The organism is Streptomyces sp. NBC_00190 (assembly GCF_036203305.1).
Taxonomy (GTDB): domain Bacteria; phylum Actinomycetota; class Actinomycetes; order Streptomycetales; family Streptomycetaceae; genus Streptomyces.
The window spans coordinates 8,250,189-8,263,286 of record NZ_CP108131.1; the positions used below are offsets into that span (position 1 = coordinate 8,250,189).

Consider the following 13,098-nt stretch of genomic DNA (forward strand, 5'->3'; position numbering starts at 1 on the left):
TCTCAGTCGAAGCAGCGCCGGACCAGAGCGAGGCCCTCGGTGGTCTCGCTCCGGGCGATCTCGTGGGTCTTGAGCCGGGTGGGGCTGTCGTCCACGACCGCCACGTCGGTACGGTGCTCGGCGGGGATCTCGACCCGGCCGCGGCGGAGGAGGTCCTCCAGGTACGACGTGGCGACCTGCTCGGGGTCTGCGGGCCGCACCGAGCCGCCCGCGGGGTCGGAGCTGGCGATGCCGAACCGGCGAGTCTCCCCGGGGGCGTAGAGGGTGAGCGGTCCCTTGATGCCGTACGCCATCCCTTGGACCGTGACCGTCGTCAGGCCTTCCTCGTCACGACCGCCCGGCGTCGCCTCGGCCACGGCGGCGCCTCGGCGTGTCAACTCCGTTGCGGTGAGGGACGTGGCAGCGCCCAAGGAGAGAATTCCGTGGCGGGTGAACGCCGAGCGCAGGGACGGACCGTACTTGCCGCCGTTGCGACGCTGGTCCGCAGCGATCATGTGGCCCGCGACCTGCGCGTAGTAGCCGGACACCACCGGCGCGGCCACGACGGCGTCCACCAGCAGCTGGCCGGCGATCCGGGCCGCCTCGGCCAGAGCGGCCTGGTCCTGGCTGTCCTGCTGACGGAAGATCCCCGCGACGATCTTCAGGAACGCGCCGCTGAACACCCGGGAGAACGAGTGGGTCTCGCTGGTGAGCATGTTCCCGGGTCCGAGCGGTGGCAGGTGCACCGGGTCGCGGTAGAAGAAGTGGTTGGACATGTTGCGCAGGCAGTCCGGTTCGGCCGCGTCCGGTTGGACCTTGCGTACCGCCCAGCCCAGTTGCTCGGCCAGCCGCGACACGCGAGAGGACTGCTCGAGGCTGCCCTGCGTCTGGGTCAGGACGGTGATCCGCAGCGACTCCAGCTGGAGTGCGGTCAGCAGCGCGCTGATGTCACCGAACGCCTCGTGGAGGGCGTCGGACTCGTGCATCGCCGCGTTGAACAGTTGGGGGCGCAGGGCGTCCAGGACCGCGTGGCCCAACTCGTGCCGGACGATCTCGGGGCTCTGGCCCGAGAAGACGTCCACTCCTTCCACCCTCTGGTGAAAGAACTTCAAGCCTCGCCGGTCGTAGAAGGCGTTGAGGTCGACTCCCTCGTCGAGATGCACGGTCAGGACACGTCCGACCGACGGGACCCACTGAGTTCCCGTGGGAACCAGCGGACCCCAGGTTTGGCAACCCGTGCTCAACGCGTGGGCCGCCACCCAGTAGCGGAAGGCCGGCGTGCCCGGCCCGGCACTGTCCGGGTGCGGCGCGGCCTCGGCGATGGCCGTCGGAAAGGGCTGTGTGTCGAGCTGGGGCACCGGGTGTCGCACCGGCACATTTTCCTGCAGAGGAGCTCCGGGATCGTCCTCGTACACCAGAACTGTCTGGGTCGTCGCGTGCTGCTGCACGGTCATTGCCGCTCCAGGGGAGAAGGGGGGAGCCGAGAGGCGGTGGATGCACCACCGACCGGGCTCCGGGGGGAATAGTCCCTTATGCCCAGTACGCGGCGTATGCCCCTATGTGTCAACCCGAACACGGCGGGTGACCGTGGAGCGTGCGAGCACGTCGAGCCGCCTCACCTCCGCATCCGCGAGCCGGTTCGCCCCCGCCGCCACGTTCTCGACGAGGTGGTCGGGGTTTCCCGTGCCGGGATCGGTCGACCTGGCGGCCCGTGATCGCCGCCACCCCGTTCGACCACCCCGGCCGTACCGTGCTCCTGTCCGACCATGCAATCGGCCTGCGGATGCTGTCCGCGCGCGTCGGCGGGGCCGGCCGGGCGAAGAGGCCGCGACCCTGAAGGCACTGATTCCGGGTGCCCACGTGCTGCCAGGCCCCATACGGGAGACCGCGCTCGCCGCGCCGCCCCACCACCAGGTGGCGCACTTTGCCTGCCACGTCTGGGCACTGCGGACCGACCAGGCCCGCAGCCGCCTGGCCCTCCACGACCACCTGATGGCTCTGCTGACCGTTATCGACATCGGCGCCGTGCGCCTGAAGGGCGGCCTGGCCTTCCTGTCGGCCTGTGACACCGCCGTCGGCAGCCCCTGGCTCGCGGACCAAGCCGTCCGCATCACCGGCGCCTTCCACCTCGCAGGCCCCCCTACCTGATCGGCGCCCTGTGGCGCGTCGTCGAGGACGCCACCCGGGGCATCGCCGAGAGCTTCTACAGCCACCTGACTGACGACGGTGCCAACCCGCCCGACGCCAGCGGCTCTGCCGAGGTCCTGCGCCACCGGAGGGCGTCGGGCCGTGACTGCGGCTTCCTCCTGTTCCAAGCGCTCGATCGCCTTGCGGACCTGGGAAAGCTGCCAGTCGAGCCGACTTTCGACCGCCCGATACCGGGACGGCCGCACTCGCACGTTTTGGTCTATATGTTCGATTACGGGTAGGCGGCCACTCTGATTCGCCAGAGCGCCATGCCCTCGTTGCGTAGATATTCTGTGAAGTGTGATCCAGTCTGGACGGCCGCGGCTCCGTCGGCGCCCCGGCCCGGGAAGACTTGTGCGGCTGTCGCCGGTCATCCTGACCGTCGTCATCGCCAGCCTGGCATACTCCACTCCGCCGGAACTGGCCTTCAGTCGCCTCCTGCCCGCGGCGCCGGCCCTCGCCGCTGCCATGTGGCCGGTACTCCCCACCGTCCTGCTCGGGACGGTCTGCCTCATGCTGATGATCGGCCTCAGCCTCGTCTTCCCCGATCTGGGGACGTGGTGGACGGCGGCGGGGATCATCGCGGTCACCGTGGCCGCCGCGTACGGAAGCCATGTCCGGCTCCAGCGCGAGCGCACCCTCTTTCAGGTGCGGCTCGTCGCCGACGCGGCGCAGCAGGTGGTGCTGAGCCCCATGCCACGCCGCTTCGGCAGCATCGAGATCGAGTCCCTGTATCTCGCGGCCGCGGCGGAGGCCCGCATCGGCGGGGACTTCTACGAGGTGGTCGACACGCCATACGGGGTCAGGCTGCTCATCGGTGACGTGCGGGGCAAGGGCCTGCCGGCAGTGGGGGCGGCCGCGGCGATCGTCAACGCCTTCCGGGAGGCGGCCTACGGCGAGGCCGACATGGTCAACGTCGCACGCCGGCTGGACGCCAGCAGCACCCGTTACAACGCCGCGTTTCCCCCCGAGGGGCCGATGGAGCGCTTCGCCACCGCTCTTCTCGTCGAGATCCCGCACGAGGGCAGACGTATCAACATCCTCAACTGCGGACACCCCCCGCCGCTGCTCCTGAACCGCAGGAAACTCCGTGTCCTCGGGTCAGCCACCCCATCGCCACTCCTCAGCCTCGCGGAGCTGATCGGCGATCACTACAACGTCGACACCTTCGACTTCGCCCCCGGCGACCTGCTGCTCCTCTATACCGATGGGATCGCCGAGGCCCGCGACCGCGACGGCGAGTTCTTCCCGCTGGCAGCTTGGATGCGCCGCCAGCCCCCGACACCGCCCCGCGAACTGCTCACGGCTCTTCACCGCGATCTCCTCCACTACAGCAGAGGACGCCTTGACGACGACATCGCCGCCCTCGCCGTACGCCTGCGCGAGCCCTGAGGCACGGAGTCCCGGTGAGCGGCCCGCACCACTCGAACTCGGTCCACGCCAGGCGTAGGTGAAGAGCATGTGTACCTGCTCCGCGCCCGTCAGCTGGTGGGGTCAGGTGGTGGCCGAGACGCGCAGCAGGTTGTGGTCGGAGACTGCCGTGTCGAGGGGGAGGGCGTCGGCGCTCGGCGCTTGGAAGTGGGGGGTGCTGAGGAAGAGGTAGTCGAGCTTCTTCGTGCCGAAGGTCGCCTCGCCCGACCGGCATGCGGACGTGGTGGCGGGTGGGCAGACCGCGCGCTCGAAGTACTCCGGGTCGCTCTCGTCGGCCTCTGTGAAGGACCCGTCGGCGCCGTCCCCTCGCTCCGGCCGGTAGAAGCGCGACAGGGTGGCGGTGCGTGGGGAGTGGTTGAAGTCCCCGCCCAGAACGACGGTGAATCCTTCGTCCAGCCACTGGCGGGTCTGCGCCGCGAGCCGGTCTGCTTCGGGCACCGCGAGGGTGCCGTCGTCCCAGTAGAGGTGTACGGAGCAGGACCAGGTGGGCCGGTTGGCCAGGAAGTTCAGGGCGCAGGGCACCGTGATCGGCTCGCGTTCGCCTCCTACCGTCAGGTCGAGATCGGCCGTCTCCGAGACCGGTCCGCGTACGAGCACCGCGTTCCCGTAGGCGTGGCCCTCGCAGATGGCCGGGTTCCCGGCCGGGAGGGTGGCGGAGTGGAACCCGGTGTAGCCGAGCGGGCCCAGCCGGTCGAGGAGGGCAAGGTACTGGTGCTCGCACACCTCCTGGAGGAAGAGCTGGTCGGCACCCCAGCCTCCGGGATCGGCCTCGGCGACCACGGCGGCGATCCGGCGTGCCGGGTCGTACGGGGGAAGGCTGCACATGTTGCCGCAGATGTTGTAGCTGGTCAGCCGGATCGTCCCGGCAGCGGTGACGGCTTCGGTGGCAGGGGCCGCGGCAGCGGACGGTCCAGGCGGGACGAGGGCACAGAACGCGGCGGCGGAGACGGTGAGGACGGCCAGGGAGGCAGGGGTTCGACGCACACCCGTGATGCTTCCCGCAGCCGCAGCGGCTACCCCAACACCGGCTGCCTGTACGGCAGAAGGAAGCCGCCCCCAGCGCCTGAGGGGGTGGTTCTTCCTGCTCAGCCCGGCTGCCTGCAGGCCCAGCCTGAGGTGGGGCGGGAAGTTGAGTACGCCCGCTCATGATCCGTGTGCCGGCTGCTCAATTCTTGAAAGGCCCGCTCGTCATCACCAAGACCGTTTCGCGATCAACGAGGGGTCGGGGTCGTAAGCCCGTGGAGTGTCCGGGTCGTGCCCCGCCGCGTGGTGTGGGCCGTGAGCATCTCTGCGCGGGTCCGGTACAGCACACACCGGCGGAGCGGCCCTTCGGGCATGCTCGGATCCTCGAAGTCGTCGGCCGGGTCGCGGGTCATGCCGATCCGGCGCATCACTGCCTGGGAACGAAGGTTGCTGACGGTCGTCGACGCGACCACTTCCCGCAGCCCGAGGGCCTCGAAGCCGAAGGCCAGACAGGCCAGGGCGGCCTCGGTAGCGTAACCGTGACCCCACGCCGACCGCACCAACCGCCAACCGATATCCACCCCCGTGAACGGCATGTCCTTCCCCACCTCGTCCAATCCGGCGCGGCCGATGAACTCACCGGTCTCCCGTGCTTCCAGCGCCCACCACCCAAAACCGCGCTCGTCGAACTCGGCCCGCATGACTGCCACCGCGGCATCGCTCTGCTCCCGCGTCAGCAGTTCCCCCAGGTGTTCTCTGACTTCGGGATCGGCGTTCATGGCCGCCCACGGTACGAGGTCGGACTCCCGCCACCGGCGGAGCAGGAGACGATCGGTTCGCAGCTCTGGCATCCCCCCACCCAACCCGATCAAGTTCAGGGTGTCGATCGGTTATGCCGTGCCCCGCGGTGCTCGCCCATGCCAGGCCACTGTCCCCGGCTCGTGGATCATGTACACGCTCTGGCTGCTGATGACGGCCGCACTCCTCCATCGGCCGCTTCAAGAGACACAGCATCAGCCGCTCGACGTGCCAGCCCGGGACCAGGGGTCCACCGTCCTCGGCGTTGTCCATCCCGGCCGCGGTGAGGAACACGGTGATGCCGCCCGGCCGGTGGGCCGCTCCGATGGCGGCGCCATCGGAGCGGATGCGGCCCCTGCCGTTCCCGTCGGGGGAGGCGGTGGCCAGCGCTGCGGCGCCGTCAAGGACGAGGGTGTCGAACCTCGCGGCGAGCGCCAGACAGGCGGGAAGGCGGGAAGGAAGGATCAGTCCTTCAGCAGCTCGTCGCGCACCGGAATCCAGTCCAGGGCGGACCGGATGCCCTCTTCCACGGACAGATTCGGCGTCCACCCCAGCAGTTCGGCCGCCCGGTCGCTCTTGGTGTAGCCGCCAGCGACGTCGCCGGGGCGCGGGTCGGTGTCGACGGTGGCCAGGGGCGTGCTGACGACGTTGTTGAACGCCGCGCACAGCTCCCGGACGGTGGTGCCGGAGCCGGTGCCCAGGTTGATCGCGATCGAGGGCTTCGACTTCGTGAGGATGGAGTCGAACCGGTCGATCGCCGCTACGTGGGCTGCGGCGAGGTCCCAGACGTGCACGTAGTCGCGGATGCCCGTGCCGTCGCGCGTCGGGTAGTTCGTGCCGGTGATCGGGAACGGGCGGCCTTCCTGGTGTGCCTGGATGAGCACGCCCAGGGCGTGGCTGGGCCGCGTGAGCTGAAGGCCGGTCCGCAGTTCGGGGTCGGCACCGATCGGATTGAAGTACCGCAGCGACAGCACGCGCATCTGCCCGGCCGCGGCAATGTCGGCGAACATCTCCTCGCACACGGCCTTCGTACGCGCGTAGGGGCTCTGCGGCGCCAGCGGCGAGTTCTCGTTGACGGGGGAGCCGTCCTCGGCCTGGTAGATGGAAGCCGAGGAGCTGAAGACGATGCGGTCGCAGCCATTGCGGTGCAGGTGACGGACGAAGGCCAGGCTCTTGGCCACGTTCGCCTCGTAGTAGCCGATCGGGTCCGCGACGGACTCCGGCACCACGATCAGCGCCGCACAGTGCACCACGGCGGAGATGTCCGGGTGCTCAGAAAAAATCCGGTCGATCAGCGCGCCGTCCGAGATGTCGCCGTCGTAGAAGGTGCGGCCTTTGGTGAACTCGCGGCGGCCTCGGACGAGGTTGTCGAGGATCACGGGGGTGATGCCCGCGTCCAGACAGGCCGAGGCGACAGTGCTGCCGATGTAGCCGGCTCCTCCGGCGATGAGGACGGTTGTCACGATGTTCTCTTCCCAGTCGTTCAAGCTCTAGTAGGCAACTGGCACTTAAGCTAGCGGAGTCGGATTAGTCCCTCGGAACAGCAACCTCTCGCTCACAGGTACGCGCCCAGGCACAGTTGCGTGTTCGCTCACGACGCGCAGGCCGTGGGCCGGTGCTCGGCATGTCTCCTCGCCCCGGCGCTGGGGGCGTGTTGTGGCCGGCGAGGAGCCGAGGGCACCGACGGGCGGGCTTTTCTCCCCGAGGCCTGGCCGTCGAAATCGCGACTGGTGAGCGGGCCCGTTTGGGCTTGACCGGCGAGGGCCCCGGCGTTCCACCCGCCCGCCGGGGCCCGACCTGTTGCAGATAGTCAACTTCTCTGGCTTGAATCCTCAACCTCTGACGTCGATGACTGACGGCGGTCACAGCAGTCGCTCCGCGAGGTAGCGCTGGAATTGCCACAACGGGCGCTCCAGATGTGAGAACCGGCCGTTGGACGGCTCCGGGTGGGAGGCCAGGCCCCGCTGGACGCCGCGGACGGCCACGAGATCCTCTTCCTGGATCTGCGAGATCTGGGCGCGCATGGCGGCCAGCGTCTCCGCGAAGCCGGGCGCGCTGTGCGCTCCGGGTGGGACCATGGCCGTGATCTGTGTGTCGTGGGTGGTGGGACCGGTGGGCAGCCAGCGGATGCCGACTGCGCTGTTGGGCAGGACCGCCAGGACGAACTGCGGGAAGATGCCGGCGATGAGCATGCCCGGCTGCGATTCCCCACGGGACCGAGAAGAAGGCTTCCCGAGGCCGGTGCCGCCCTGCTCGGGGTCGGCGAGCGGCGTGAACATGGTGAACCAGCGGCCGTCGCATTCGTCGACTTCCGTGTGCCGGCCCGGCAGTACCGGATCCAGGGTCGCCGCATGCGTGCCCATGTGGTGGTAGTTCTCCGAACCGTTCTCCACCGCCACTTTCCAGTTGGCGGGTACGCCTTCCCAGGTCTGGGAGTGGACACTCACCCAGTCCGCGATGCCGTGGCTGTTCAGCCGCAGGTCCAGCCCGCGCAATGCGGGTGCTGCCGGTGCCGCGTCGGGATCGAGGTTGAGCATGACGAAGCCGTTCCAGACCTCGACGCGATGGGCCGGGAGCCGGCAGGTGGCCCGGTCGAAGTCGACACGCTGCATCAATGGAGCACCGGCGAGCTGTCCCGCGTAGTGGCCGTTCAGCCGGTACGTCCAGGTGTGGTAAGGGCAGGTCAGCCGTGGCAGGCAGCCGCGCTCAGGCGTGTTCTCCGGTGGCAGGAGGTCCATGAACCGGTGGCGGCACACCCGGGACAGGGCATGCAGCTCGCCCTCCTCGTCCCGGGTGATCACCAGTGGCGTGCCGAGGAGGTCCAGCCGCAGATAGCTTCCCGGCTCCGGAATGTCCTCGGCTCGTGCCACGCAGAGCCACTCGCGCCGGAAGATCCGTTCGACCTCCCATTCGTACATCTCGGGGGAGGTGTAAGCGTGGGGTGGCAACGTCTGGCCGCGTTCGAGCGGGAGCGCGGCCAGACGTTGCAGCTCCGCGAGCGTCTCACGCAGGGCCCCGGGGGCGGACGCGGGGGTGGCAGGCTCCTTGGCCGTGGTGCGGTGGATGGTCATGGTGATCGGCCTTCCTTTCTGGTGATCAGGGGTGTTGACCCGAAGAGGGACAGGGCGTGCCGGCGCCGGTAGCGGCGGCTGCAGGAGACGGTGGCGAGGAGGACAGCGCCCAGCATCGCCAGCCCCTTGGCCCGGTTGAGTGCCGGAACCGTCTCGACCGGCAGCAGCAGGGCGAGGAGCGCTCCGGCAGCGCCGTCCAGGAGCTGGGCGCAGCCCCACAGCACCGTCAGCCGGGTCAGTCCGCTGCGCAGCGCGGGCGAGGCGTGCCAGGCTGCTTCCCTGGCGGCTGCGCTGGTGGGCGCGTGCCAGGACTGGCCGGCCTGGAAGGCGAAGGGCTTCGCCACGAGAAGCGAGCCCAGGATCCAGAACCCGGCGGCCGCCCCGAGTCCGGCGTCCTTGACGAGGATGACCCGTGGACTGCCGGTGAGCAGCGACGTCACGATGCGTACCGCCAGCATGCCGATCATGAACGCCTCGAAGCTGTTCACACGACGCTGCGTGGCGGCCTGGACAGCCATGTGCACCGCGGGGACCGCCCCGCTGAGCGTCAGTGCCAGCCATTGGCTGATCCCCTGTGCCCGCAGAACGTAGAACACGGCCAGCGGGAGAACCACGGCGACCAGCATCGCAGTGGCCGCTGCCCGCCACGTCGGGATGTTGTGTGTTCCGGTCTGACCGTTCAGTGATGCCATACGAAAAACCGTAGGCACCGGCCAAGATCACCGAATCGACATGGCAGGTGATATGCGCGTACATCCTTCGATGTACCGTTTCATCCTGGTTGTCTACGGCAGGCTGTGTGTGACTGGGTGGTGTGGTGGCTTCGGCTGGTTGTCAGCGGGTGACCCGGTATGTGGCTGCGGTGTGGGGTGCGTGTAGGTCGGGGCCTCCTCGCATGGCCCCGGAGCCAGGGCTCCGGGCGGTGACTGGCCCTGACCGGAGCGGAAACCCCAACGGGCCGCAGGCCCGGGCCCCGTGAAACATTGCCGCGGGCGCCTCGGCGTGCGTTCGGGGTGCCTTGGTCGCTTCGGCGGCGAGACGGACCTGGCAGCCGGCCGTGGGCTGTGCTGCGCCGCACCTCTGGGCGTTTACTCCCCGTGACGGCCGGGGAGGCGTGGTCCGCGCGGTCGGGAGAAGTTGTCCATCGTTGTGTTCGGTCGTGGGCGGGCCGCTGTCAGGGAAGGTGCGTCAGTAGTAGTTCGGCCAGACGTGCGGGTGTACGGAGTGGCAGGTAGTGGTCGGCGTCCGGGATCATCTCGCCGCACGCGCCGGGGATGTCGGCGACAAGTCGTCCGGCGATCACCGCGATCTCTGGGTGGTCGCGGTCGCCGTGGATGACCAGCGTCGGCGCGGCGATTTCACCGAGGTGTGGTTCGGCATCGCGGCCCGTGGAGACGACGCAGTGCTGTTCGCTCACAACTCGCCGCATGGCGTTCGAGGTGACCATCGTCTCGATGAGTTCTCCTCCAGGGGCCGTGCGGCCCATGGCTGCCCAGATCGTCAGTTTCAGCTCGGCCAGGGTGGCCGTGTCACGCTCGCGCCGGGCTGCGGCATAGGCGGACAATTCTGGACTTTGCGGCCAGGTATGGCCGCTGACCGAGGCACCGACCAGGGCCAGTGCGGTGACGCGCTCCGGCTGGGCGAGGGCGAAGTCCAGCGCGGTCTCCCCGCCCATGCTCAACCCGACCAGCGCGGCTTGACGGAGACGAAGTGGTCAAGGATGGCGCGCAGATCGTCGACGTCGCTGAACGGCTTGCCTGGTGCTGTGGAGCGTCCCAGCCCGCGGGCGTCGTAGCGGATCACGGCGTGGCGGCGGGCCAGCTCGGGAATGATGGCGTCCCACAGGCTTGCTCGCACAACAGATCGCCCACGCGCAAGAGCAGCGCCACGCCCTGGCCGCAGTGGCGGCCGCGACGGCGTCCGGATCCTTAGCGAGGTAGCGCGCACCAGGTCCACGGCGGCCGTCTCGTCGGGGGTTGCTCCGCACCGGCTCCGTTCTGGTCGTCACGCCCTGCCCACCGACCGACCGGAGCTGTGGGACGGCTACGGCGAGGGACTCGGCGGGTGCCGACTCGACCCCCACGGCCGGAGGAGACTTCACACGCCGGCGAGAGGCAAAGGGCTCCAGGCCTCGGTCACCGAGATGCCAGTGACCAGCGGAGATCGGCGTCGAAATCCGCGCCGATTCCCCAATGGGGCGGGGGAGATGGCCCCGTCAGGTCAGCACAACGGGTTCGCCGGTGAGGTCGACCCCGGCGGCGCGGAGGTCGTCCATGGCGGCGCGGGTGGTGTCGGCGGCGACGCCGGCGGTGTAGTCGAGCAGGACGCGGGTCCCGAAGCCTTCTCGGACCGCGTCGAGCGCGGTGGCACGCACGCAGTGGTCGGTTGCGATGCCGACGATGTCGACTTCGGTGACATTCCGTGCGCGGAGCCAGTCCGCCAGGCGTACTCCGTCCTTGGTGCTGCCTTCAAATCCGCTCTTGGACGCCGAATGGGCACCTTTGTAGACGACTTCGTTGACGGCGGGGGTGTCGGCGACGGACGCGAAGGCCGGGTGGAATTCGCTGCCCTCGCTCCCGGCCAGGCAGTGCACGGGGAAGCTGTGGTTGAAGTCGGGGGTGTCGGAAAAGTGGGAGCCGGGGTCGATGTGGTGGTCCCGCGTGGCCACGACACAGTCGTAGCCCCCTTCTGGGGGTTGGCGCACCAGTTCGGCGATGGCGCCGGCCCGGTCTGCGCCGCCCCGCACCGGGACACTGCCTCCCTCGCAGAAGTCCTTCTGCACATCGACGACCACCAGCGCACGGTTCACGGCTAGCACCCTTTCGCAGGAATCCGGATCACCTGACCTTTGCCCGTCACTGTCTGGCACATAGCCTGTGCGGCACGGTATCCATCCGACCGGGGGACAAGCCCGGCACCCATGTGCTGAAACAGGAACGCCGTCTCGCGCAGGGCCCGCCGCCGGTCCGGCCCGCGGCCGTGCGGCCGTTGGTGCGGAGGGCGTACGGGTGTACGTCGGAGGGTCCGAGATCAACCGTCGCCGAGAGCCCTTGAGCGTGTCCCGGATGGGTGAATTCGGGAATCTGGCCGCTCCCGGATGCCGGTAGGTCCGTTGGGTTGGGCGGATAGCCGGATGATCGCTCTTCGGTCGTCCCCTGCCCATTCCTGTCCACGTGCTTGAGGAGACGTCCCCTTGACTACCGCTGTTGACCTTCCCGGCCCTGATTCACTACTGCGCCGCACGCTGGGGGAGTGGCGGATCGGGTTGGTGGCGTGGCGGCTGCTGGTTCTGCAGAGCGCGGATCCGGCGGTCGCCGCAGGCATGGCCAACTTCTCCACCTACCGCGCGCACCCGTGGCGGCGTATCGAGCACACCATGGACAGCGGGAAGCGGCTGTTCTTCTCCGACCGTGAGGGGCTGCGCCGTGAGGTCGCCCGTCTGGAGCGCACGCACCGCCGTCTGGCCGGGACCGACGAGCAGGGCAGGCCTTTCACGGCGCTGGACCCGGCGGTGCGGGTGTGGGTGCTGGTAACCCTGTACGAGTGCATGACGGCGATGAGGGAACTGTCCGGACGCCCGCTGACGCCGCCTGAATTGGAGCAGATGTACGGAGAATTCCGTGCGGTCTGTTCCGAGTTCGGCCTGTCCGACGACCTGTTCCCGGCCACGGCCGCCGACGTGCCCGCGTATATGGAACGCACGATCCGCGAGCGCCTCGAATACAGCGAACCCGTGCGCTACCTGCTCTTCGACATGCTCCGTCAAGCACCCGCACCTCGCCGCCTCGGCTACCTGAAGCCGGCCTGGCCGCTTGTGCGGACGCTGACCGCCCACGTCATCGGTGCGCTGACCATCGCGGACCTGCCGGAAGCCTTCCGCGAGCGCTTCGGCCTTCCCCGCACCCGCCGCGCGGCCCTGCTGTCCTTCATCCTGCACCGCAGTATGCGCATGCTGATGAATGCGTTGCCCGAGCACCGCCGCTACCGCACCCCAGTGGCCGGCATCCCCTCGACGCCGCAGCCTCCCACCGCCTCCAGCGGCCATTCTTCCCCGTCGGAGGCTAGCCTCGTCCGGCTTCCCGCACCACGCCGCCGCAAGGGTGCCGATTGCCGCCCGGCGCGTCTGCGGACCTTCTTCCGCCAGGTCCTGGACCAGACGGGCGACGGTCGCATCAGCTCGGCCGATCTGCAGGCCATGGCGCACAACGTGTGCTGGCCGCTCGAACTCGCCCCTGATCGCGAAGCCCGCGTCTACGCCGCCTTCGAGACCTGGTGGCAGCACCTGCGCACCGGCATGGATGCTGACGACGACGGACAGGTGACCTGCGAGGAGTTCGTCACCGCCATGCTCACCGGGATCGACTCCGGGCCGGCCTATCTCGAACAGGGTCTTCAGGTCGCGGTGCGGGCAATCTTCCACGCTGCGGACATCGACGGCAGCGGACACCTCTGCGCCGATGAGTACCGAACGGTCTTCGGCGGCTCCCGGGTCCACCCCGCCGAACTCAACCACGGCTTCCGCCAGCTCGACCACGATGGAGACGGCCGCATCACCGAAGACGAATTCGTTCAGGCCTTCACCGACTACTTCACCGCCCGCACAGACAACACGGCCGGCAGCCAACTCCTCGGACGCCCGTAGCGGCCAGCCCACCCGTACCAAGGCCGC

The 13,098-nt window shown here is 69.1% G+C and carries 12 protein-coding genes; 3 read left to right on the forward strand and 9 right to left on the reverse strand.

Features of this window, described 5'->3' with window-relative positions:
- Positions 1 to 2: 2 nt before the first annotated feature.
- Positions 3 to 1,142 carry a hypothetical protein gene (locus OG429_RS38310; protein WP_328929869.1) on the reverse strand — a complete coding sequence of 380 codons (1,140 nt, stop codon included), beginning with the start codon at positions 1,140 to 1,142 and terminating at the stop codon, positions 3 to 5.
- A gap of 331 nt (positions 1,143 to 1,473) precedes the next feature.
- Here OG429_RS38310 and OG429_RS38315 point away from each other — a divergent pair, with 331 nt between their 5' ends.
- Both OG429_RS38315 and OG429_RS38320 read left to right on the forward strand, forming a co-directional pair.
- Entirely contained in the window at positions 1,474 to 2,127 is a 654-nt protein-coding gene (locus tag OG429_RS38315) for a CHAT domain-containing protein (protein WP_443051299.1), read from the forward strand.
- Between the two features lie 393 nt (positions 2,128 to 2,520).
- A complete protein-coding gene (locus OG429_RS38320; RefSeq protein WP_328929871.1) occupies positions 2,521 to 3,558 on the forward strand; it encodes a PP2C family protein-serine/threonine phosphatase in 1,038 nt (345 codons plus the stop codon).
- A 102-nt stretch (positions 3,559 to 3,660) separates the two neighbouring features.
- Here OG429_RS38320 and OG429_RS38325 read toward each other — a convergent pair whose 3' ends face one another.
- The 8 genes from OG429_RS38325 to OG429_RS38360 all read right to left on the reverse strand — a co-directional run bounded on the left by OG429_RS38325 (position 3,661) and on the right by OG429_RS38360 (position 11,238).
- Positions 3,661 to 4,581 (reverse strand): endonuclease/exonuclease/phosphatase family protein, encoded by a 921-nt coding sequence (locus OG429_RS38325; protein WP_328929872.1) that lies wholly within the window; start codon positions 4,579 to 4,581, stop codon positions 3,661 to 3,663.
- A gap of 227 nt (positions 4,582 to 4,808) precedes the next feature.
- Positions 4,809 to 5,411 carry a GNAT family N-acetyltransferase gene (locus OG429_RS38330; protein ID WP_328929873.1) on the reverse strand — a complete coding sequence of 201 codons (603 nt, stop codon included), beginning with the start codon at positions 5,409 to 5,411 and terminating at the stop codon, positions 4,809 to 4,811.
- A gap of 411 nt (positions 5,412 to 5,822) precedes the next feature.
- Positions 5,823 to 6,821: a UDP-glucose 4-epimerase GalE gene (gene galE, locus OG429_RS38335; protein WP_328929874.1), complete on the reverse strand. Its 999-nt coding sequence runs from the start codon at positions 6,819 to 6,821 to the stop codon at positions 5,823 to 5,825.
- 399 nt (positions 6,822 to 7,220) lie between these two features.
- Positions 7,221 to 8,429 carry an aromatic ring-hydroxylating oxygenase subunit alpha gene (locus tag OG429_RS38340; protein WP_328929875.1) on the reverse strand — a complete coding sequence of 403 codons (1,209 nt, stop codon included), beginning with the start codon at positions 8,427 to 8,429 and terminating at the stop codon, positions 7,221 to 7,223.
- Positions 8,426 to 9,121, reverse strand: a complete 696-nt coding sequence (locus OG429_RS38345; RefSeq protein WP_328929876.1) for a VC0807 family protein — start codon at positions 9,119 to 9,121, stop codon at positions 8,426 to 8,428. Before OG429_RS38345 ends, OG429_RS38340 begins: the two co-directional genes overlap by 4 nt.
- Before the next feature lie 482 nt (positions 9,122 to 9,603).
- Positions 9,604 to 10,104: an alpha/beta fold hydrolase gene (locus tag OG429_RS38350; protein ID WP_328929877.1), complete on the reverse strand. Its 501-nt coding sequence runs from the start codon at positions 10,102 to 10,104 to the stop codon at positions 9,604 to 9,606.
- A gap of 2 nt (positions 10,105 to 10,106) precedes the next feature.
- A complete protein-coding gene (locus OG429_RS38355; RefSeq protein WP_328929878.1) occupies positions 10,107 to 10,286 on the reverse strand; it encodes an alpha/beta fold hydrolase in 180 nt (59 codons plus the stop codon).
- Positions 10,287 to 10,644: 358 nt separating this feature from the next.
- Positions 10,645 to 11,238 (reverse strand): isochorismatase family protein, encoded by a 594-nt coding sequence (locus OG429_RS38360; protein WP_328929879.1) that lies wholly within the window; start codon positions 11,236 to 11,238, stop codon positions 10,645 to 10,647.
- 384 nt (positions 11,239 to 11,622) lie between these two features.
- On the opposite strand from OG429_RS38360, the gene OG429_RS38365 reads away from it, so the two are divergent.
- Positions 11,623 to 13,071: an oxygenase MpaB family protein gene (locus tag OG429_RS38365; protein WP_328929880.1), complete on the forward strand. Its 1,449-nt coding sequence runs from the start codon at positions 11,623 to 11,625 to the stop codon at positions 13,069 to 13,071.
- The last annotated feature ends 27 nt before the right edge of the window (positions 13,072 to 13,098 follow it).

Excerpts from the sequence above, each read along its gene's own strand:
- OG429_RS38315 (WP_443051299.1), top strand. The coding sequence starts at position 1,474 with ATGCACCACCGACCGGGCTCCGGGGGGAATAGTCCCTTATGCCCAGTA.
- OG429_RS38330 (WP_328929873.1), bottom strand. The coding sequence starts at position 5,411 with ATGCCAGAGCTGCGAACCGATCGTCTCCTGCTCCGCCGGTGGCGGGAG.
- OG429_RS38340 (WP_328929875.1), bottom strand. The coding sequence starts at position 8,429 with ATGACCATCCACCGCACCACGGCCAAGGAGCCTGCCACCCCCGCGTCC.
- OG429_RS38345 (WP_328929876.1), bottom strand. The coding sequence starts at position 9,121 with ATGGCATCACTGAACGGTCAGACCGGAACACACAACATCCCGACGTGG.
- OG429_RS38350 (WP_328929877.1), bottom strand. The coding sequence starts at position 10,104 with ATGGGCGGGGAGACCGCGCTGGACTTCGCCCTCGCCCAGCCGGAGCGC.